This window comes from Synechococcus sp. UW179A, assembly GCF_900473965.1.
GTDB lineage: Bacteria > Cyanobacteriota > Cyanobacteriia > PCC-6307 > Cyanobiaceae > Synechococcus_C.
The window spans coordinates 72,183-92,838 of record NZ_UCNJ01000032.1 but is presented as its reverse complement, the minus strand read 5'-3'; the positions used below and the strand labels follow the sequence as shown (position 1 = coordinate 92,838).

At 60.0% G+C, this 20,656-nt stretch carries 20 protein-coding genes; 12 read left to right on the top strand and 8 right to left on the bottom strand.

The window, feature by feature from the left end:
• Positions 1-53: 53 nt before the first annotated feature.
• Both aroH and sppA read right to left on the bottom strand, forming a co-directional pair.
• Positions 54-434 carry a chorismate mutase gene (gene aroH / locus DXY31_RS14730; RefSeq protein ID WP_114994478.1) on the bottom strand — a complete coding sequence of 127 codons (381 nt, stop codon included), beginning with the start codon at positions 432-434 and terminating at the stop codon, positions 54-56.
• Positions 431-1,243: a signal peptide peptidase SppA gene (sppA, locus tag DXY31_RS14725; protein WP_114994477.1), complete on the bottom strand. Its 813-nt coding sequence runs from the start codon at positions 1,241-1,243 to the stop codon at positions 431-433. Before sppA ends, aroH begins: the two co-directional genes overlap by 4 nt.
• 53 nt (positions 1,244-1,296) lie before the next feature.
• Here sppA and DXY31_RS14720 point away from each other — a divergent pair, with 53 nt between their 5' ends.
• From DXY31_RS14720 to DXY31_RS14710, 3 genes are read left to right on the top strand one after another with little or no spacing between them, the layout of a single operon-like run.
• Complete coding sequence (locus tag DXY31_RS14720; protein WP_114994476.1) at positions 1,297-2,259, top strand: DMT family transporter; 963 nt, start codon at positions 1,297-1,299, stop codon at positions 2,257-2,259.
• A complete protein-coding gene (locus DXY31_RS14715) occupies positions 2,256-3,359 on the top strand; it encodes a glycosyltransferase family 4 protein (RefSeq protein ID WP_114994475.1) in 1,104 nt (367 codons plus the stop codon). The genes DXY31_RS14720 and DXY31_RS14715 overlap by 4 nt, the downstream gene beginning before the upstream one ends.
• Positions 3,359-5,215: a glycosyltransferase family 39 protein gene (locus DXY31_RS14710; RefSeq protein WP_114994474.1), complete on the top strand. Its 1,857-nt coding sequence runs from the start codon at positions 3,359-3,361 to the stop codon at positions 5,213-5,215. Before DXY31_RS14715 ends, DXY31_RS14710 begins: the two co-directional genes overlap by 1 nt.
• Here the strand turns inward: DXY31_RS14710 and DXY31_RS14705 are convergent.
• The gene (locus DXY31_RS14705; RefSeq protein WP_114994731.1) at positions 5,209-5,754 is read right to left on the bottom strand and encodes a DUF721 domain-containing protein; all 546 of its coding nucleotides are present in this window, start codon (positions 5,752-5,754) and stop codon (positions 5,209-5,211) included. The two genes, DXY31_RS14710 and DXY31_RS14705, sit on opposite strands and share 7 nt — an antisense overlap.
• A gap of 82 nt (positions 5,755-5,836) precedes the next feature.
• Between DXY31_RS14705 and DXY31_RS14700 the strand changes: the two genes are divergently transcribed.
• From DXY31_RS14700 to DXY31_RS14685, 4 genes are read left to right on the top strand one after another with little or no spacing between them, the layout of a single operon-like run.
• Positions 5,837-6,616 (top strand): PspA/IM30 family protein, encoded by a 780-nt coding sequence (locus DXY31_RS14700; protein ID WP_114994473.1) that lies wholly within the window; start codon positions 5,837-5,839, stop codon positions 6,614-6,616.
• A 43-nt stretch (positions 6,617-6,659) separates the two neighbouring features.
• Positions 6,660-7,853, top strand: a complete 1,194-nt coding sequence (locus DXY31_RS14695; protein ID WP_114994472.1) for an aminotransferase class I/II-fold pyridoxal phosphate-dependent enzyme — start codon at positions 6,660-6,662, stop codon at positions 7,851-7,853.
• Entirely contained in the window at positions 7,835-8,620 is a 786-nt protein-coding gene (locus tag DXY31_RS14690) for a biotin--[acetyl-CoA-carboxylase] ligase (protein WP_244279851.1), read from the top strand. Before DXY31_RS14695 ends, DXY31_RS14690 begins: the two co-directional genes overlap by 19 nt.
• A gap of 30 nt (positions 8,621-8,650) precedes the next feature.
• Positions 8,651-9,622 carry a M23 family metallopeptidase gene (locus DXY31_RS14685; protein WP_114994470.1) on the top strand — a complete coding sequence of 324 codons (972 nt, stop codon included), beginning with the start codon at positions 8,651-8,653 and terminating at the stop codon, positions 9,620-9,622.
• On the opposite strand, the gene DXY31_RS14680 is transcribed toward DXY31_RS14685, so the two are convergent.
• Genes DXY31_RS14680 through DXY31_RS14670 form a run of 3 tightly spaced genes read right to left on the bottom strand, consistent with a single transcriptional unit; the run spans position 9,617 to position 12,689 of the window.
• Complete coding sequence (locus DXY31_RS14680) at positions 9,617-10,357, bottom strand: response regulator transcription factor (protein ID WP_114994730.1); 741 nt, start codon at positions 10,355-10,357, stop codon at positions 9,617-9,619. The genes DXY31_RS14685 and DXY31_RS14680 overlap by 6 nt on opposite strands.
• Before the next feature lie 48 nt (positions 10,358-10,405).
• The gene (locus DXY31_RS14675; protein WP_114994469.1) at positions 10,406-11,125 is read right to left on the bottom strand and encodes an ABC transporter ATP-binding protein; all 720 of its coding nucleotides are present in this window, start codon (positions 11,123-11,125) and stop codon (positions 10,406-10,408) included.
• Positions 11,118-12,689: an NAD(P)H-quinone oxidoreductase subunit N gene (locus DXY31_RS14670; RefSeq protein WP_114994468.1), complete on the bottom strand. Its 1,572-nt coding sequence runs from the start codon at positions 12,687-12,689 to the stop codon at positions 11,118-11,120. Before DXY31_RS14670 ends, DXY31_RS14675 begins: the two co-directional genes overlap by 8 nt.
• Positions 12,690-12,816: 127 nt before the next feature.
• On the opposite strand from DXY31_RS14670, the gene topA reads away from it, so the two are divergent.
• The 5 genes from topA to DXY31_RS14645 are packed head-to-tail and all read left to right on the top strand — an operon-like array spanning position 12,817 to position 18,881.
• Positions 12,817-15,519, top strand: coding sequence for a type I DNA topoisomerase (gene topA / locus DXY31_RS14665; protein WP_114994467.1), 2,703 nt, complete (start codon positions 12,817-12,819; stop codon positions 15,517-15,519).
• A 26-nt stretch (positions 15,520-15,545) separates the two neighbouring features.
• Positions 15,546-16,043, top strand: a complete 498-nt coding sequence (locus tag DXY31_RS14660) for a hypothetical protein (protein WP_244279850.1) — start codon at positions 15,546-15,548, stop codon at positions 16,041-16,043.
• The gene (locus DXY31_RS14655; RefSeq protein WP_114994465.1) at positions 16,043-16,687 is read left to right on the top strand and encodes a DUF2232 domain-containing protein; all 645 of its coding nucleotides are present in this window, start codon (positions 16,043-16,045) and stop codon (positions 16,685-16,687) included. The genes DXY31_RS14660 and DXY31_RS14655 overlap by 1 nt, the downstream gene beginning before the upstream one ends.
• Positions 16,659-17,861, top strand: coding sequence for a nicotinate-nucleotide--dimethylbenzimidazole phosphoribosyltransferase (locus DXY31_RS14650; protein WP_114994464.1), 1,203 nt, complete (start codon positions 16,659-16,661; stop codon positions 17,859-17,861). Before DXY31_RS14655 ends, DXY31_RS14650 begins: the two co-directional genes overlap by 29 nt.
• 9 nt (positions 17,862-17,870) lie before the next feature.
• Positions 17,871-18,881: an ABC transporter substrate-binding protein gene (locus DXY31_RS14645; RefSeq protein WP_114994463.1), complete on the top strand. Its 1,011-nt coding sequence runs from the start codon at positions 17,871-17,873 to the stop codon at positions 18,879-18,881.
• On the opposite strand, the gene DXY31_RS14640 is transcribed toward DXY31_RS14645, so the two are convergent.
• A complete protein-coding gene (locus tag DXY31_RS14640; RefSeq protein ID WP_170953751.1) occupies positions 18,870-19,946 on the bottom strand; it encodes an aldo/keto reductase in 1,077 nt (358 codons plus the stop codon). The two genes, DXY31_RS14645 and DXY31_RS14640, sit on opposite strands and share 12 nt — an antisense overlap.
• Positions 19,947-20,023: 77 nt before the next feature.
• The gene (locus tag DXY31_RS14635; RefSeq protein WP_371639552.1) at positions 20,024-20,608 is read right to left on the bottom strand and encodes a bifunctional nuclease family protein; all 585 of its coding nucleotides are present in this window, start codon (positions 20,606-20,608) and stop codon (positions 20,024-20,026) included.
• Positions 20,609-20,656 lie beyond the last annotated feature (48 nt).

The following is a 20,656-nucleotide window of genomic DNA, read 5'->3' as shown; positions in this document are numbered from 1 at the left end:
TTGTCGTGAGAATCTCACGAACCCAGGTGCTTTGGGGGTCGGCCCCTGATCTGTCAGTTGTGACTAGATCGGTCCGGGCGCAGCCTTGATGCTCCCCTTAGGTAGGGATGGTGAAGCGATCGATCGTATGGAAGCCAGGCGTGTGCCAACAGACGGATGCAACGGGCAAGATCTCCCTGCACGGCCATCTGTTGGACATCCAGAAGGGCCACTTCTTCCCAGCCTGAGCGGTGGCGTGCCGTCGCTGCGGGAAAGCTGGCGTCCAGATCGGCTGTCACGGAGAACGTCACCGAGACCAGCTGATCTGGATCCAGGGCGTTCTGGTCCATCAGTGCATCCACCAGCTCGGTGACAGCCTCATGGATGGCATGGGTGCTGTTGTCAGCGCAGGTGGTGGCACCGCGCAGGCCTCGCAGCAGCCGAGGGGCTGTCATGGTCTGTGCATCCAGAGAGGCTGGCCGCTCAGCTCAAGTTCCGTGGTCAGCAACTGATCGAGTCGCAGCAGAAGGCTGGATCCAGGCAGGCTTTGCAGGAGGCGTTTGCGAGGTTTGCCGAGGGTCACAGGACGACAGCGCTCCTCATCAAGCTCAGCTAAGCGGGCTGCCACCAATCGAGCCTGTTCCTCATCCCCTAGCTCATCCACAAGGCCCAGATCCTTGGCTTGTGCACCACTGAACACCCGTCCATCAGCGAAGGTCCGAACCTTGTCTTTGTCCATTCCACGGCCGTCGGCAACGGCAGTGACGAATTGGTCGTAACTGCTGTCAATCAAGCTCTGGAGCAGTTCACGTTCCTCAGGACTCAGAGCCCGGTCGGGGGAAAGAATGTCCTTGTAGGCACCACTCTTAACGGTTTCGAAGCGCACACCGACTTTCGCCAGCAATTCCGAGAGGTTGTTGCCCCGCAGAATGACACCGATCGAACCAGTGATCGTGCCGGGATTGGCCACGATCGAATCAGCTGCCACGCCGACATAGACACCTCCTGAAGCGGAAATGTTCCCGAAGCTTGCCACTACCTTGCAGCCTTTTTCGCGCAGGCGCAGCAGCGCAGCATGGATTTCCTGGCTGTCGCCGACCGTTCCTCCTGGACTATCGATGCGCAGCAGGAGTGCCGGGAATTCCCGCTCCTGGACGTCTCGCAGAGCCTTCAGCACCCTGCGTCTTGTCGAGCCACTGATCGCGCCTTCAATCACGATGCGCGCCATGCGGCGTTTGGACTTGCGGCGCCAAAGCCACCCCATGATCCTCCGTTCAACTCGCCGGATCTTAAAAAGGACCCTATCGGCCTTCTTCCATGACGACGCTGCAGCGCGGGCTGCTGATGGTGTTGCCCTTCGCTCTATGGGGGACTGCAATGGCGGCCATGGCCCCTCTGGTGGAATCTGGTGGGGCTCCGCTGGTGGCCTGTCTTCGCCTGCTCCCTGCTGGGATCGTGCTGCTGATCGCCGTTCCCTTCCTGGGGAGGCCGCTGTCCATTAATCCTGCTGATCGCGGCTGGTTTCTGGTTTTCACCCTCGTCGATGCGATTCTTTTTCAGTTTTTTCTCGCCAAGGGACTGCAGGGCACTGGTGCAGGCCTTGGATCGGTTCTGATTGATTCGCAGCCCCTGATCGTGGCTCTGCTCGCACGCTGGCTGTTCGCCGAATCGATCAATCCGATCGGCTGGGTTGGTCTTGTGCTCGGACTGTCCGGAATCGTTTGTTTGGGGGTTCCGGCACCTCTACTTCAGCACTGGTGGTTGCAGGCTGATCTCTCCGATCTGCAGGCTGGATGGCAGGACGGCACGGGCTGGATGCTGCTGGCGGCCTTGGCGATGGCCCTGGGCACCGTGCTCTGTCGCTTTGCGTGCAGAAACAGTGATCCCGTGGCGGTCACTGGGTGGCACATGGTTCTGGGTGGATTACCTTTGCTCGCTTGGCATGGTCTCGATGCCAGCACTGAGCTGATCCCACCCTGGTCGGCCTTCGACTGGGCTCAGATGGCCTACGCCTCGCTTTTAGGCAGTGCTCTGGCCTATTCCCTCTTTTTCTGGTTCGCCAACCGGGAGGATCTCACCGGTTTCAGCACGCTTGGATTTCTCACACCGGTGTTTGCGCTTGCCTCCGGGGGAGTGTTGTTGGGGGAACGGCTTAACACCCTGCAATGGTTGGCGGTGCTGCTGGTGCTGATCTCAGTGCTGTTGGTGAGTCAACGACAGCGTCTCTGGGAGCCCTGGCTTTCAGCCTCGATCGCGCCTCCCGGAGACCTGAAGGCATGAATGATCGTCCTCTGACTCTGGTGCTAGTAAGCACACCCGTAGGACAACTCGGAACTGGCAGGGGCGGCGGGGTTGAGCTCACGCTTGCTTCGTTGCTGAAGGGCCTGGTCCAGCGTGGGCATCGCCTGCATCTTGTTGCCCCGGAGGGTTCCTGTTCACCGGTGACAGACGGCACAGTGACACTTCACACCGTCCCGGGGGTTGATCAGCCGAGTTGGCAGCATGCGGATCGGAACGCACCGATGCGGATTCCCAGAGATGCTGTGCTGCCTCGTCTCTGGGATCGCGCCTTGGGGCTGGGCAGCGATGCCGATGCTCTACTCAATTTCGGATACGACTGGCTGCCGCTATGGCTCACTCCCCACGTGGCCCCAAACATTTTTCACCTCGTGAGTATGGGGTCCGTGTCTGCGGTGATGGACGGTGCGGTGGCTGATTTGGCCCGATGGGATCAGCGCCGCCTTGCGTTTCACACCCGGCGTCAGGCCGACGACTTCGCCCTGGTTAGGCCCCCTGAGGTGGTCGGTAACGGTTTCGATCTCTCCCGTTATGAGCTGCAGCTCACAACGGGTGGTCCGTTGGGCTGGGCTGGACGTGTGGCCCCCGAAAAGGGGCTTGAGGATGCGGCGTCGGTTGCGGCCCAGCTTGGCGAGACACTGCGCGTTTGGGGGCTGGTGGAGGACGCTGCCTATGCGAAGCGGGTCGAGAGTGCCGTTCCAGCGGGCACGGTTGAATGGTGCGGCTTCAAGCCCACAGCTGAGCTGCAGCGCGAGCTTGGAGGTTGCAGAGCGCTGCTCAACACGCCCAAGTGGAATGAGGCCTACGGCAATGTTGTCGTTGAGGCTTTGGCTTGTGGTGTGCCAGTGATCGCCTACAACCGTGGCGGCCCTGGAGAGATCATTCAAGACGGTGAAACCGGTTGGCTGGTAGCCGCCGATGATCGTGAAGCCCTTGCAAAAGCAACACTTCAGGTGTCGGCCATCGACCGTCGTGCCTGCCGTCGTTGGGTGGAGCGTTGCGCGAGTCAAGAAGGATTGGCAGCTCGAGTTGAAGCCTGGATCCGCAGGGGGCTGACACCAGTGGATGGCACCATCTCCTGATGACAGCGGATTCATCAGCACCGACTCCTTCAGTCGTTCGTCCAACCGCTCGCCAGCGTCGGCGTGGAATGCTGCTCATCCTGGTGTTGGCACTGGCGATCTTCTGCTGGCAGCTCGGTAATACCGGTCTCGTTGACGAAACGCCTCCTTTATTCGCGGCGTCGGGCCGTGCCATGGCGGAGACCGGTGACTGGCTCACGCCAAGGGTCAACGGGCTGCCCCGGTTCGACAAACCACCACTGGTGTATTGGCTGATGGGGCTGGGATATGCCCTGCCGGCCGGAAACGTCTGGGACCCGCTCGGTACGTGGGCGGCTCGGCTGCCCTCTGCCCTGGCCTCGGTGTTGACCATGCTCGCTCTGGGGGACACCCTGCTGCGCCACCCATTGCAGGGCGATTCCTATCCCCGTCGGACGGCCATCGCCGCAGCGCTTGCGTTCGCCCTGTCCCCACTCGTGCTGATCTGGAGCAGGACCGCTGTTAGTGATTCGCTCCTGACGGGGACGCTCGCTCTCAGCCTGCTCTGCCAATGGCGCTGCTATGTGAGTGGATCGGGTCGACGTTGGTGGCTGGCCTGGATCGTTCTGGCTTTCGCCGTCTTGACGAAAGGCCCAGTGGCGGTGGTTCTCACAGGGATCACTTTGGTGCTGTTCGCTGTGATTCGCCGGGATCTGTTAGGTCTGTGGAGTTCTCTGAGGCCTTTGCAAGGACTCCTGATTACAGGCTTGATCAGTCTTCCCTGGTATGCAGCAGAGCTGCTGGTGGAGGGGCAGCCTTTTTGGGACAGCTTTTTCGGATATCACAATCTTCAGCGCCTTACCAGCGTGGTGAACGACCATCTGCAGCCCTGGTGGTTTTTCGGACCTGTGTTAGTGGTGGCGTCATTCCCCTTCACTCCGCTGCTCTTTTTCGGATTGGGGAGGGTGATTGCCGATTTCGTGGGAGGTGCTTCCTTCCAGCGCATTCCGGCTCGCGACAGCTTGGGCCCTTTCGCTGGCTGCTGGCTGTTGGCAGTGTTTCTGCTGTTCACCGCAGCGGCGACCAAGTTGCCCAGCTATTGGCTGCCAGCTACACCGGCCGCAGCCTTGCTGATTGCCTCTACAGCCCTTGCCCCGTCTCTACAGCGACGCAGAGGGTTGCTGATCGCCTGGGGTTCAACTGCGCTTCTCACAGCGATCCTGGCGGCTGGCCTGCTGGCCTCGCCCCTCTGGATTCCTCTGATTCAGGATCCGGAGATGCCGACCCTTCCGGCTGAGCTGATGGCCAGTGGTTTGGTGATCAGAGCTGCAGTGTGTTTCATCGTTGCTGTTCTGCTTGGAACTTGGAGTTTGTGGGGCTCTGTGCCCGGACGACTGCTGGCCTGGCAGGGACCGATGGTGCTGTTTCAGCTCATTGCCCTCGTGCCGATGATCCAGCTTGGCGATCGCGTCCGTCAGCTGCCGGTGCGGCAGGTCGCCAATCAGGTTGTGGCGCAACGCCGTCCAGGAGAACCCCTGGCGATGATCGGCGTGCTCAAGCCTTCACTTCACTTCTACACGGATCAGGTGGTGGTCTACGAAGGCCAGTCAAGGGCAGCTCTCGCCAACCTCGCTGATCGTCTCAGCTATGAGCAGCGACAAGGTTTCCAGGGTTTGCCCACTACCGAGGTCGACGCTTCCCCCTCGGTGCTTGTCGTCATTAATCGTGGAACGGCAGCCAAGCAGCACTGGCAGGGTCTCCAACCTCAGAAGCTGGCCAGCGCAGGCATTTACGAGTTGTGGCGGCTGGACAGATCACGGCTTGAGCAGCGTGCTGCTGATCTGCGCGATGAAGGTGTGGTTCTCACCTGGAAGAAACCGCGACCTGAGCGTTACTGATCGCGATCACCCTGCGTCGATAATTCACTCAGTTGGATGCGGCGGCAGAAGCTGCAATGCCCCCACTGCGCCATTTCTCCCAGGGGAGAGGGGCTTCCACAACGGGGACATGCCGCGATGCCATGCACATCAATGCGACTTGGGTGTTGTTTCCATTCCTCGAGGGGATCTGTGCCCACCTCCCGCGCTGATGGATGGTGTTGCTGAATCCGCAGATCGCGTACTGGATGGCCTGCCGCACGAATGGCTGCGAGCAGCTGTGGTTTGCTGTAAAGCAAGGCCTGGCGCCACTGGGGATATTTGGCCCCCACGATCAGCGTTCCGCTCCGCAGCGCCAGTGGTTGGCAATGGCTGGAGAGGGGATCGCCGGCCAGTTTCGGCCAGTCCTGCCAGAGCGCAGCCAGTGAACCCTCCTGTCTCCAATTGCGTTTAAGAGCCTCCAGACAATCGCTAATCGGTTGAACGGGTGCCGGTTCAGGAGGCAACAGCACTTCTCCTTTCCCGAAGCGGCGCCGCTGCGATTTCGGGGCCCGACCCATGCCAATTGCCGATTTTTGAATCGACCTTAGGCAAGTGCTCTTGATTTGCTCGCTACGCTCGAATTGCTGCTCGCCCCGATCCATGGGTTTCTTCGACAGGCTCAGCCGACTGCTGCGCGCCAACGTCAACGATCTCGTGAGCAAGGCCGAGGATCCCGTCAAGATTCTCGACCAATCCGTTGCGGATATGCAGGAGGATCTGGTGAAGCTTCGCCAGGCTGTCGCCATGGCGATCGCCAGTCAGAAGCGCCTTCGCAATCAGGCGGATCAAGCTGAATCCCAGGCGCGCACCTGGTACGAACGGGCGGAGCTCGCTCTCAAGAAGAACGAAGAGGATTTGGCCCGAGAGGCACTTACCCGGCGGAAAACATTCCAGGAGACCTCTGCCGCTCTGGCCAAGCAGGTGCAGGGTCAGGACGCCCAGGTGGAAACTCTTAAGAAGAGTCTTGTGGCACTCGAAGGCAAGATCGCCGAGGCGCGGACCAAGAAGGACATGCTCAAGGCCAGGGCCCAGGCGGCCAAGGCTCAGCAGCAGCTCCAGAGTGCAGTGGGAAATATGGGCAGCAATTCCGCCATGGCCGCTTTTGAGCGGATGGAGGACAAGGTTCAGGCGATGGAAGCCAGCAGTCAGGCAGCAGCTGAGTTGGCAGGCGCCGATCTGGAGAGCCAGTTTGCAGCCCTTGAGGGTGGTGATGATGTTGATGATGATCTCGCTGCCCTTCGTCAGCAACTGGCGGGTGGGCCGGAAGCCGTTGCACTTCCAGCAGCTGAACAAGGCAAGGCTGATGCTGTAAAGCCTGTCAATGTCTCGGAAGTCGACAATGACCTTGAAGAGCTCCGCCGCTCCATCGACAAGATCTGATCAGGGACCTTGATCACCCGCCTTCAACTGCAGACTTTTCTGGATGATCACCTCTGATCGCCTCGCAAGACTCGGCAGCGGCGTCTTCGATCGCAATGACAGGCGCAAATCGGCATACGTCGACAGTGAACGTCAGAAGCACCAGGCTCTGATCGATCTTTCTCTCGGCTCCACTGATTTGGCGCCACCAGTCGCTGCCGTGGAAGCCATGGCCGAGGTGCTTCAGCATTCCTCTAGCTCCTCGTACTGCCTTCATGCAGGGACGCAATCGTTCAGGAGTGCTGCTGCCTCATGGTGTCAGCAGCGCTTCGGGGTTCAAGTGGACGCCGAGACCGAAGTGCTGCTGCTGGTGGGATCGCAGGAAGGTACAGCTCATCTGCCTCTCGCAGTTCTTGATCCCGGCGATTCGGCTCTGATTCTTGACCCCTCCTACCCCTCTCACCGGGGTGGCCTAGAACTGGCGGATGCCGACATTCACACCCTTCCACTGACGGCTGAGCGGGACTGGGCTCCAGACTTCGACGCGCTCTCTTCAGACCAATGGCAGCAGTTGGGTTTGATGGTGCTCGGTTTTCCTCATAACCCCACCGCCCGCACTGGAGAGCAGGCCTGGCTGGATGAGGCCATGCACCGATCGGTTCAACACGATCTGGTGCTGGCCCACGACAACCCTTATGTGGATCTGGCGCTGGAGGGCGATGCCCCATCACTGCTGCGCTGTCCCCACTGGCGTGAGCGAGGAATCGAATTCTTCTCTTTGTCCAAGGGATGGTGTCTCGGAGGATTCCGATTGGCGTTTGCGGTGGGGGCTGCCCCGTTGATCCATGCGTTGCGCCAGCTCAAAGGTGTCGTTGACTTCAATCAGTGCCAGGCGCTTCAGCGGGGCGCGGTGGTGGCGCTGGATCAACATGCCGACTGGCCATCACGTCTCCTGCCTGTTTATCGCCAGCGCCGCGACCGCATGCGACAGGCCTTGGCTGATCTTGGCTGGACCGTGCCAATTCCATCCATGGCCCTCTACCTCTGGATGCCTATTCCGGAATGGGCGAGTGCCAGGGGCTGGAGCGATGAACAACTTGCGGCTGAGTTGTTGGATCACTGCGGCGTGGCGCTGACCCCCGGTTCCGGCTTTGGTGATGCGGGTCGCGGTTGGTTGCGGCTGGCTCTTGTCCGTCCTGTCAAGGATCTGGAGAACGCTGTCACCCGCCTACAGCCCTGGTGGGAGAAGCGCCATTGACCTTTGTGCGGACGGGCCGGGGGCTATTGCTGCATGATCTGCGGCGCCATGGTCATGACTCCTGGTGGCTGAGGCGGTTGGGCGTCTGTGCCAGCACTGAGACCGAGCTGTCTCAATGGCTTGTGCAACAGCCCTGGTGTGACCTCCATTCACGCGCTGTGTTGGCTGATCATCAGATCCGTGGCCATGGACAGTACGGACGCCGCTGGATGGCACCGATGGGTGGTGTCTGGTTGAGCGCGGCTCTTCCCTGGCCTCAGCAGCAATGCTCAACGGGCTTGTTTGGTCTCACAGTGGCTCTTGCTTTGGCGGAGCAGGTCGAGTCCACTGGCCTGCGGGTGTCTATCAAGTGGCCCAATGATCTGATGATTGATTCCCGCAAACTGGCCGGTGTGCTGCCCACCCTGGTCTTCCGCGGCAGCCGGGTCCGACTAGCCAGGATCGGGGTCGGGCTCAACGTGAATAATCCTGTGCCCCCAAGTGCGGTTTCCCTTCGGCAACTTCTTTCTTCAGGGCGATGTCGGCTGAGGATCTGGCAGGCAGCCGTGCTGCGAGCACTCGACCGCGCCCGCGAGTTGGCGCTTGAGCCTTGCATGGTGGTCCGTCAGGCCGAGCAGCGTCTCTGGGCTGAATCGGTTGCTGATCCAGCCACGGGAGAGGCCTGGCAAGTGCGAGGCATTGGCATGGACGGACGTCTGCTTTTGGAGCAGGGGACCCGGAGGACCAGCTGGACCCGTTGGACTGACAGTCCTGAACAGGATCTCTAAAGTCTCGTTCGATGAGACCGTCTTGATCCGTTGGTTCTGCGTTGGCTTGCCGCATCGGTTCTGCTGTCCATCCCTGCCCTGCAGGGGCCAGTGAATCCTCCTGAGCTCAAGCCGCTACCACCGCCGCTGACCTTCGATCGTTCGCTGGAGTCCCTCGAACGAAATCGCGTCATCACACCGCTCGAGCGTCGGCAGCTTGAAACGGGGGAACAGGCCCGACCCATCGATGTTCCGGCGTTCCAGAAGGCCTGCCGCAGCGGTGCGCTCTCGCAGCAAGAATGCAGCAGTGGTGTGGCGGTGCGCCGCCGTAGTTCCCGTCTGCAACCACGCGTTGTCTGGAAAGGTCGTGACGAAACGCTCACCGGGTTGTCCAGACGCGGCTTTGATGGCACACCGCTTCCTCCGATCTCAGTACCGGTGAAAGCTTTGCTGGCAGGCTCCTCTGCCACGTTCCGTCTGGAGACGGTGTTTGCGGTTTCACCCAGGCCCGCGTCGATCTCTGGCAACGGTGATCGCAAGCTGCTGTTCCCGATCATCGGTTCAGCCATCACCACCAGTGAATTCGGCTGGCGGATCCATCCGATCATCGGCAGATGGCTGATGCATGCCGGCAAGGACCTGGCTGCCCCTGAAGGGACCCCAGTGGTCGCTGCGTTGTCTGGCACGGTCCTGAGCAGCGGTCTCGCGGGTGGTTATGGCATTGCTGTGGAGCTGGATCATGCCCAGCCCACACGTCGGACCCTGTATGGACATCTTTCAGAGATTTACGTGAAGTCCGGCCAGAAGGTTCGTCAGGGTGAAGTGATCGGCCGTGTTGGCAGTACGGGGCTTAGTACAGGACCGCATCTGCATTTTGAACTGCGTAAGCCTGAGGCCGGTGGCTGGGTGGCTGTCGATCCTGGCGATCTTGACCTCAACCCGCTCACTGCTTCCGGTGCAGACGCCGTGTCGCTGCTTGTGGGGCAGCTGATGACCAGTCTCGAGCGTTCACAGGACTCATGAGGTCTCAAGCTGACGCTCTTCTCGCAAGATGAAACCCACACCTCTCACGGTGTGGATTAATGCAGGACGCTCACTTGATTCGATCTTCTGACGTAGGTAGCGGATGTAAACATCGAGCAGATTGTCATCACCGTAAAAGTTCTCACCCCAGACTCCGTGCATGATTTCGGAACGTTCAAGCACTTTCCCCTGACCACGCATCAGGAAATTGAGCAATTCGTATTCCTTTACGGATAACTGAATCAACTGGCCTGACCGGCTCACATCTCTTGTGCTCGTGTTCATCACCAGATCTCCGACCTGGAGCGTTTCAGGATGTTGTCCATCGCCAGCTGCACCAGAGAATGTGCTGGCACGTCTCTGCATAGCCCGCAGTCGTGCCATCAGTTCTTCGATTGAAAAAGGCTTCACCAGATAGTCGTCAACTCCAGCATCCAGAGCCGTCACACGATCAGCGACGTCGTCGTGGCCGGTGAGCATCAGGATCGGTGTGGTGATGGCGCTACTGCGGATTCTCTGGCAGATGTCCACGCCACTGAAATCAGGAAGATTCCAATCCAGAACAATGAGGTCTGGGGATGGATCCGTGCGGGCTCGGATCAGACCAGTCGCACCATCCGCGGCCACATCAACTTCATACCCTTCAACCTCCAGTTCCATCTTCAGGAGTTCCGTGAGGCGAGCCTCGTCGTCTACCAGTAGGAGCCTCGTCTTCGGAGTGGCGGAGGAGACCATGTAATCCAGTTCACCCACGGACCACCCTAATCAGCTATCTCAGAACGGCTAGGAGTCGTGGGTGCGTCCATCCCAGCGTTCGACACGGCCGTCGCGGAAATGAGCCACCCGTTCAGCACGCGCCGCTACGTCATCTTCATGGGTGACCAGCACCAGCGTGATGCCCTGGTCGTGCAAGGCATCGAACAGATTCAACACGTCATCCGTGGTGCGTGAGTCGAGGGCACCGGTGGGTTCATCAGCCAGGAGAAGAGCAGGCTGGTTGATGATGGCCCTGGCAATGGCGACTCTTTGCTGTTGACCGCCGGAAAGCTGATTCGGCTTGTTCTGCATCCTTTCCCCAAGCCCTACGCGGTCCAGTGCATCTCTGGCCTTGTCCCGTCTCTGCTGGGGTGAGAGCCCTGCATAGATCATCGGCAGCATCACGTTCTCGAGAGCCGTCGCGTGGGGCAGCAGATGGAATTGCTGAAACACAAAACCCAGCTGCTGGTTGCGTAGATCGGCCAGGGCATCGTCATCAAGCTCTTCCACGGCACTTCCATTGAGGTGATAGGAGCCGCTGCTGGGGCGGTCGAGGCAGCCCAGAATGTTCATTGCAGTGCTTTTGCCAGAGCCGCTTGCACCCATGACGGCGAGGTAATCGCCTTTCCGCACGGTCAGATCAAGTTGATCGAGCGCCCTAACAAGGCCAGCGCCAGTTCCATAGATCTTGTCGACTCCGCGCAATTCAGCGACGGGTGAGCGTTGACACGTCACTTGGTCAGCCAAGGGTGGCTCCGGAGGCGTTCGCGATCGCCTGTTGCAGGATCGGGGTTCCAGCTACCGCATCACTGGCCCACTGGAAGAGGGGATTGGAGAGGATTCCACCAACAGCTGTAACCACCACGCAGGTCACCAGGGCAACGCGGAGTGGAGGGAGTCCCAGGGTATTCCACTGGATCGGCGGATAGGACTTCACTGCATCGGAGGCTTCCTGAGGCTCCTTGACCACCATCATCTTGATTACGCCGATGTAGTAGTAGATCGACACCACTGAAGTGATCAGTCCCACCACCACCAGCAGATACTGGTGATCGGCCCAGCCCGCAAAGAAGAGATAGATCTTGCCGAAGAACCCAAGCATTGGTGGAATGCCACCAAGTGACAGCAAGCAGAGACTGAGCCCAAGTGTGATTAGGGGATCCTTCTGATAAAGACCGGCGTAATCGGAGATGCGATCACTGCCGGTGCGAATCGAGAACAGGATGATGCAGGCAAACGCCCCCAGGTTCATGAACAGGTAGGCGGCCATGTAGAGGACCATGGCCGCGAAACCGTCCTCGGTGCCGCACACCAGGCCGATCATCACGAAGCCGGCCTGACCGATGGAGCTATAGGCCAGCATCCGTTTCATCGAGGTCTGGGCGAGCGCAACGACATTGCCGAGGGTCATACTGAGCACCGCGAGAACGGTGAACAGCAGCTTCCACTGTGTGTCGAAACTGCCGAAACAGCCCACCAGGATGCGTAGAGCTAGGGCGAAACCGGCGGCTTTCGAACCCACTGACAGGAAGGCAACCACCGGGGTTGGAGATCCTTCATAAACGTCTGGCGTCCACTGGTGAAAGGGCACTGCAGCGATCTTGAACGCCACTGTTGCCAGCACAAATACCAGTGCCAAAGCAGCAAGAGGTGTGGGACTAGTCAGCAGTGACTGCCCGATCGCCTCAAGGCTGGTGGAGCCGCTAAGTCCATACAGCAGTGATGAGCCGTAAAGAAAAACCGCAGCTGCGGCGGAACCCACCAGCAAATATTTCAGAGCTGCTTCCGAACTACGCGCATCGCGTTTCATGTAGCCGGAGAGCAGGTAACTCGCGACTGACAGGGTTTCCAGGGACACAAAAATGCTCACCAGATCGGTGGCACCGCAGAGCAGCATGCCTCCAAGCGTTGCTGCCAGAAGGATTGCGGCATATTCACCCACAGGGGTTCCTCCCTGTTCGGCATACCTCCAGCTGATCAGCAAAGACAGAAGCGTTGAGCAGGCGACGACGGCCCGGAAGGCAATCGCTAGATGATCAGAGAGAAATGCGCCCAGGAAGGATGGCTCTAGTGGAGCGTTCCACTGCAGGGCAAGCAACACCAGGGCTGTTCCCAGACCTGCGTAACAAATGGGTGGAACCCAGCGCACAGAGACTTTTTCGCCGGCCAAATCCACCAGCAGGGTGGCCAGCATCGCCAGCAGAACTGCGCCTTCCGGGGCAATCGCACCGGCGTTCAGCGCAAGATTGAGAAGATCACCCGGCGCTGCCAATGGCTGGGTGTCGAGAAGTAAGGCACCCATTTCGGGCATGGCGCGCGCAGGGCAAAGCGATTCGGGCGACTTTAGCCGCGCTCCCGTTCCTCCTTGTGGCATCGCGCGTATTAGCTGCAACTGGTTCGGCGGTGCGATAAAGAAGGGAACGGTTATTTGCCCTCCTTTGGCGCACACCCTGGTCATCGTTGAGAGCCCCACCAAGGCCCGCACCATCCGTGGATTCCTTCCCAAGGACTTCCGGGTGGAAGCCTCCATGGGGCATGTGCGTGATCTCCCGAACAACGCCAGTGAGATTCCCGCGGCGCAAAAGGGCCAGAAGTGGGCCAACCTTGGAGTGAACACTGAGTCCGACTTCGAGCCCCTTTATGTGGTGCCAAAGGACAAGAAAAAAACGGTCAAAGAGCTGAAGGACGCCCTCAAAGGTGCTGACCAACTTTTGTTGGCGACTGATGAAGACCGAGAAGGTGAAAGCATCAGCTGGCATTTGTTGCAGCTCCTGGCGCCAAAGGTTCCTGTGAAACGAATGGTGTTTCACGAGATCACCAAGGAAGCGATTGGGCGGGCTCTTGACCAGACCCGTGAGCTGGACATGGAACTGGTGCATGCCCAGGAGACCAGGCGAATCCTGGATCGTCTGGTGGGATATACCTTGTCGCCGCTGTTGTGGAAGAAAGTGGCCTGGGGCCTGTCCGCAGGTCGCGTGCAGTCTGTGGCTGTGCGTTTGCTGGTGCAACGGGAACGCGCTCGTCGGGCATTCCGCAGCGGCAGCTACTGGGACCTCAAGGCCGCTCTAGAGCAGACCGGCAGTTGTTTTGACGCCAAGCTCACTCACCTTGAGGGGCAGCGCATTGCCACAGGCAATGACTTTGATGAAAACACTGGCGAGCTCAAGGCCGGGAGCAAGGTCCGCCTTCTGAGTGAAAGCGATGCCCTGACCCTCTCAGAAACGGTTAAGTCGGTGGCATGGAGCGTCACGTCCGTGGAGGAAAAACCCACGGTGCGCCGGCCCGTTCCGCCGTTCACCACCAGCACCCTGCAGCAGGAGTCGAACCGCAAGCTTCGGCTTTCTGCCAGGGAAACCATGCGTTGCGCTCAGGGTCTTTATGAGCGTGGTTTCATCACCTACATGCGCACCGATTCGGTGCATCTCTCTGATCAGGCGATTAGCGCTGCCCGCAGCTGTGTGGAATCGCGTTACGGCAAGGACTATCTGAGCAAGGGAGCCAGGCAGTTCAGCACCAAGGCCCGAAATGCACAGGAGGCCCATGAAGCGATTCGTCCTGCCGGGGAGAGTTTTCGTGCTCCACAGGAGACAGGTCTCGACGGTAGGGACCTTGCTCTCTATGAGCTGATCTGGAAGCGCACCGTCGCCAGCCAAATGGCTGAGGCCCGCCTCACCATGCTGTCCGTTGATCTGAGTGCGGCTGATGCAGTGTTCCGTGCTAGTGGAAAGCGCATTGATTTTCCTGGCTTCTTCCGTGCCTACGTGGAGGGCAGTGATGATCCAGATGCGGCCCTGGAAGGCCAGGAAGTGTTGCTGCCAGCCCTCAAGCAGGGAGATTCTCCCAAGCTGAAAGACATTGAGGCTCTTGGTCACCAGACCCAGCCCCCAGCACGTTTCTCGGAAGCCTCCCTGGTCAAGATGCTCGAGAAGGAGGGGATCGGCAGGCCCTCCACCTATGCCTCGATCATTGGAACGATCGTTGATCGCGGCTATGCCGCGCTCCAAAACAATTCACTCACGCCCAGTTTCACAGCCTTTGCGGTGACTGCTCTGCTCGAGGAGCACTTCCCCGACCTGGTTGACACCTCCTTTACCGCCAGGATGGAGAACACCCTTGATGAGATCTCTCACGGGAAGGTTCAGTGGTTGCCTTACCTGGAAAGCTTCTACAAGGGCAACGAGGGGCTGGAGTCCCAGGTGCACCTGAGGGAGGGCGACATCGACCCCGGTGCCTCGCGCACGATCGACCTCGAGGGCCTTCCCTGTGTGGTCAGAATCGGCCGCTTTGGTGCCTATCTCGAAGCCAAACGTGTCGGTGACGACGGTGAGGAGGAGCTGATCAAGGCCACTCTTCCACGTGAGATCACCCCCGCCGATCTTGATCACGACCAGGCCGAGCTCATTCTCAAGCAAAAGGCTGATGGGCCTGAGGCTTTAGGTGAAGATCCGGAAACTGGGGATCTCGTCTATCTGTTGTTCGGTCAATACGGGCCCTACGTGCAGCGTGGACAGGTCAGTGATGAGAACCCCAAGCCCAAGCGCGCATCACTGCCCAAGGGAGTGAAGCCCGAAGACCTCAGCCTTGATGATGCGCTGGGACTGCTGCGCCTGCCCAGGCTGCTGGGAGAGCACCCTGACGGTGGCAGGGTCCAGGCAGGACTAGGTCGTTTTGGCCCCTATGTGGTTTGGGACAAGGGCAAGAGTGAGAAGGACTACCGCTCGCTGAAGGGCGATGACGATGTCCTGGCTGTGGGACTCACCCGTGCTCTTGAGCTGCTGGCCATGCCCAAACGTGGTCGAGGCGGTCGGACCGCGCTCAAGGATCTCGGCAAGCCCGAGGGCAGTGATGAGTCCGTGCAGGTCTATGACGGCCCCTACGGTCTTTATGTGAAGCAGGGCAAGGTCAATGCTTCGCTTCCGGAGGGAAAGGGAGCGGATGACATCACCCTTGAGCAAGCTGTGGAGCTGCTGGATGCTAAGGCCGCTAGCAAAAAGGGAGGCCGAAAGGCTTCCACCACGAAAAAACCTGCAGCCAAAAAAGCTGCAGCCAAAAAGCCCGCAACCAAGAAGCCTCCTGCCACGACGAAGTCAGGTCGCTTGCGTGCCAGTGCAGTGCGCGTGATTCGCCCCGCCGACTCCTGATGGGCATCAGGCTATTTGTTCGGTTGTTGCTGCCCTTTCTGATGCTGCTGCAGGCCTGTGATGGCACACCATTCGGCCAGCGGCTGTCAGAAAGCTTTGACTCTCAGGCAGGGGAGGTCAGTCCAGCAGTCACCCAGGCGGATCCAGACGACGACGTTTCGGACGACAACGATGCAGATGCACGCACTGCAGATTCCAGCGTTTCAGATTCCAGCGTGGTTGCTGAAAAGGAGGAGGACCAGGCCAACGACAACGACAACGACAACGACAACAAAAAGCCCAAAGCCAGAGTCAACGAAGTTGAGGACTCGACCGATAACTCTGAGCCGAGATCCACTCCGGAGCGTACCTTGCCTTATCGCATCATGATTCGCCTCTCAGCAGCGGATCCAGCGGCTCCTGCGGAGGGGGTCACCGAGGCTCTCAGACGTGCTGGCATCGGCTTCGAGGTGGAGACCATCGAAAAGGTGCCTGTCAGCGATCTGAATCAGCCTTCCAACCTTGAGGCGAAGCCTGCTTCCTGATGCGACCAGTTCTCAGCCATCGCCAGGCCTTGCGCATGATGGAATCCTCCTATCTAGCGGCTGCGGCTGCCTTGATCTGGCTGGCTCTTTACTACCTCCCAGTCGGTGGAGCTCTGTTCCGTCTTGCCCTGCCTCTGCCACTCGCCTTGTTGGCGGTTCGTCGGGGTGCGCGTGCCGGGGTCGAGGGACTGGCGGTGGCGATTCTTCTGCTGATCGCCTTGATGGGGCCGGTCCGCGGACCCTTGATGCTGTTCCCTTATGGATTGCTGTCCGTATGGCTCGGCTGGTGCTGGCTGCATCGCTGCAGCTGGTGGCTGAGCTGGGGGATTGGCTTGCTGATCGGCGCTGCTGGTTTTCTTGTCAGGGTTGTTGCTCTCTCGCTGTTGGTGGGTGAAAACCTCTGGGTGATCATCACCCGTGCCGGTGCAGGCCTTCTGGACAGGTTGCTGGAACTGCTGCAATTGCCACTTGCGCCTGATCTGCTGCTGGTTCAGATGATGGCGCTGGCTCTTGTGCTCATCCAGCAGCTGGTTTACGTGCTTGCTCTCCATGCGCTGGCTTACTGGATTTTCCCCCGACTGCAGGCCCCCGTCCCGGACCCTCCCCCGCTGCTTCATGGACTGGTCGCACTCGACCCTCTCTGATCCTCCATTCGGGGTGTGTCGTCTGACCGGTTCGCCGGCGACGGCAGATGGAACACGCTTTGCTGGCATCTGGTCTGACCCTCTTCAACCGCTTCCCGATCTGCTGCTGGTGCTCGGGTCCACAAGGACCGCTGAACAACAGGGAATCTCTGCGGCGGGCTGCACACCAGCTGCACGCCGCACCACGGCTCTCGCAGATGCGGAACTGCTGCTCAACGGTCCATCCGTTCCTCCGCTTTGGTGCCTGCCACCTTTGCCGGCAGGGGTTTCACCAGCCTTGATCAGCTGGGTGGTGTGCGACCAGCTCGGCCTGGTTCCTCAGGTCGCTGCCCTGGGATTGCCGCTGCCACCGCAGTTCCCTCATCTCCGCTTTGAAGATCCATGTTCCGGAGCTGCTGAGTGCGTCTCCAGTGGCTGTGCGATGGAGACCAAACGAGTGCAGAAGCTGTTGGATCGCGGACGGCGTCTGGGGCGACGACTGCGTCGGCCGCTGGTGCTGGCGGAATGTGTGCCTGGTGGCACCACCACAGCCCTGGCCGTGTTGACGGGGCTGGGATTGCATGTGCAGAAACTGGTTAGTGGCAGTGCTCTGCATCCCCCCATGGCGCTTAAGCAGCAGCTGGTCAGCGAGGGGCTGTCTCACTTGTCTGGCCAATCAAAAATCGATGCACAGGCGTTGCTCGCGGCCGTGGGTGATCCTTTTCAGGTCCTCGCCACAGGGCTGTTGATCGGGGTGCTCGATACGGATCAGCCCGTACTGCTCGCCGGTGGTAGTCAGATGGCTGCGGTGCTTGCGCTGGCACTTCACGCGGTTTCAGCAGACCGTCGTCAGCAGCTCTGCGATCGGGTTGTGATCGGCACCACCGCTTGGCTTGCCACGGAGCGTTTGCAGGCTGCAACGCCTGCTTCTTCCCTGGTGACACTGCTCTGCAACCTCGAGCAGCACTACTCCGTTTCACTGCAGGCTTATGCCTCTGGTCTGCGGTTCTCTGCAAGCCGCCACTCCCGACTCCGCGACTTCGAGCTGGGCTATGTAAAAGAAGGAGTCGGTGCTGGTGGCCTGGCCCTTCTGGCTCAGTGGAGAGGTGTTTCCGTCGACACTCTGGTGCAGTGCTGCGATCGGGCGGTCGATCAGCTATTCGCGGCGGGCCATGCGAACACTGTCGCCCCGTAGGTTCGGACCATGAAGCCTGTTACTGATCCGGCGCCATTGTTGAACCGTCGTCGGTTTCTCCATTTCGCCGCTGTGACAGCGGCGGCCGGACTGAGCGGCTGTGGTCGGCGAGGATCGGTTCCCACCCTGCGTGCAACGGCGGACTGTCTGCCCTCTCTGTGGCGTCGTGATCTGCCCGCGCCCTGGCGTTTCGATGCTTTGTCAGGGAAAAACCCACTCGAGAGTTCTTGGCCGCGGCCAACCGACCTGCTGGCTCTCACTGACGGCTGGTTGTCGGTGATCAGCCCCGAACGTTTGCAGGCAGTAGCTGCTGATGCTCTTCTGTCGAGGATGGGGCCTTCTGGACAACGCTTCCTCAGCGAGGCTCCCTTGGCTTGGAGGACCCTGCTGTTGCCGGTGGCCTTCAGTCCATGGGTGATAGTGATCCGGCGAGATGGGACGAATGCTCCTGCGCCGGATGCTGGCTGGAATGTTCTGCTCGAACCTGCAGCCCAGGGCAAGCTGCTACTGCCCTCCAGTCCAAGGCTGCTGATCTCACTCGCCGAGAGAATGCAAGATGGCGATGCCTTGCGTCGCCTGCGTGCGGCGGCCCTCAGTTTTGATGACCGTTTCGGCATGAACTGGCTGCTGCAGGGTGATGTCAGGGTTGCTGTGCTGCCTCTCCAGCGCTGCATGGCATCCCTACAGCGTGATCCCAGGCTTACCGCTTTGTTGCCGGAGCAGGGTGCACCACTGCACTGGACATTGCTGGCTCGGCCTTCCCAGACGGTTGAACCCATTCCGCAGGACTGGGTGCTGAAAGCATGGAACCAACCGTTGCTGTCTCGATTGTTGGCTCAGGGTTGGATTCCGCCGTTGCCTAGGGATGAGCTTGTCGGGGCGGAGGATCGAATTCCGCTCAGACTGCGCCCTCTCGTGCTCCCTAAGCAATCGGTCTGGGCAAAGAGCTGGATGTTGTTGCCCCCCGATGCTGCAGAAGCGCAACGTTTGCAGCAGCTCTGGGAAGCATCAGCCCCATAGGCGCCGGCGCGGTGACGCTGCCAGTAGTTGATGGGTCTCCGTTAGTAGGTCGGGGATTGGCAGCTGGTGCGGGCAGCGCGGCAAGCAATCACCGCAGCTGTCGCATTGGCTCGCATCGACCGCTTCCCACCAGTGCCCTGCCCGGCCGATCAGGTTGTAGCGCTCCCCGGCGAATTCCATCAGGTCATGGCCGTGGGCAAGATTGCGCAACCTCAGCAGCTCGGGGATCGGGACGTCGTTGGGGCATGGAAGGCAGGCACGGCACTGGCTACAGAGCTCATTCCCTAATCGACGCTCACGCTGCTGCTCAAGGTGAGCGAGCGCCCTTTGCTCTTCTAGATCCAATGGACCCTCGCTGGCAGCAAGCGATCGAGCCAGTTTGAGGTCTGCGGCGCTCTGGGCCCCCACGGTGAGTGTGCTGATGCCGGCTGCCAGCAGAAAGCGATAAGCCAGCTGCAGGGGCTGGAAGGGACTGCAGTCAACTTTCAGCTGCTCACTTGGCGCTTGCAGTCGCCCGCCCTTGTCTGCCGGTGAAATCGCAAGAACACCCATGGATCGCTCTAGAGCCCGCTGTGCCAGCGGCATGCGCGTGGGGTCCAGCAGATGCAGATGTAGGCAACAGAATCTGAAGCGGTCACTGGCGATTGCACGCTCGATCAGGGCGTTGGACCCGTGGCTGCTGAAACCCACCTGTCGCACCTTGCCGCTTGTTAAGGCCCAGTCGATCAGCCGGGCACCCTCACCGGAGAGAACCCAGTCGAGATGGCTGTCCAGGTTCAGGCCATGGATGGCCAGATTGTCCAGTGTGTTGATTCCGAGTCTGCGAAGGCTGGCCTCGAGAGCCTCACGCCCAGAAAGAAAACTCTGCCCGGGAAGCAGCTTGCTTGTGATCACCCAGCCACCATCTGCCGGGGCGACGCCCTCCTTGTCCAGCTGAGCCAGCGCCTTGCCCAGAAAGGCTTCAGCTGGTCCATAGGCCGGTGCTGTCTCAAGATGGTTGATGCCAGCCGCAAGAGCTGCGCGTAACACCTGCAGCATCTGCTCTGGAGATTGGAGAGCGCGCATGGTGCCCAGCGTGAAAAGGCTCACATCGGCCCCGTCACCGAATGAGCGGCGCAGCACAGGACGGGGGAGTGTGCTGCTCAAGGGTCTTGGGTGTCGCCCTGGGCATCCCTGGGATCTCCAGGCTGGCGTGATTTCAGGTGTCGTCCCAGGGCGGCGGGACTGATCCCATCGAGGAATCGACGGAATTCATCACGATCCTCCGCATCCGCTTCGGCATCCACGGCAATCGAGGCTTCCGCAACAACCTCCTCCAGCATCCAGATCCTGCTGCCAGTGCGGATGGCTAGTGCGATCGCATCACTGGGTCGTGCATCGACCTCCAGCAGGTTGTCGTCGTCGTCGACAGCGGCCTCAAGCTCATCTGTTCTGGAAGTCTCGCTGTCATGGCCTCTCTCGCATAGTCGCAATACGGCCCTGAAGGTGCTGTCTTCGATCGCATGAATGATCACGCGCTCTAGCTGCAATCCTCCTGCCTCCAGCAATGCCGCCATCAGGTCATGGCTAAGGGGCCTGGGCTGAGGCGTGTCATTGAGGCCGGCCATGATGTTGTGCGCTTGAGCCTGATCAATCCAGATCGGCACCTGACGGCTTCGGGATGGGTCCCGCAGCAGCACGATCGGACTGCGGCTGCTGGCATCCAGGGCGATTCCCGCCACGCTCATCTCGATCAAGTACGGCTCCGCCGCTATCTCGATTATGACCATTGCAGA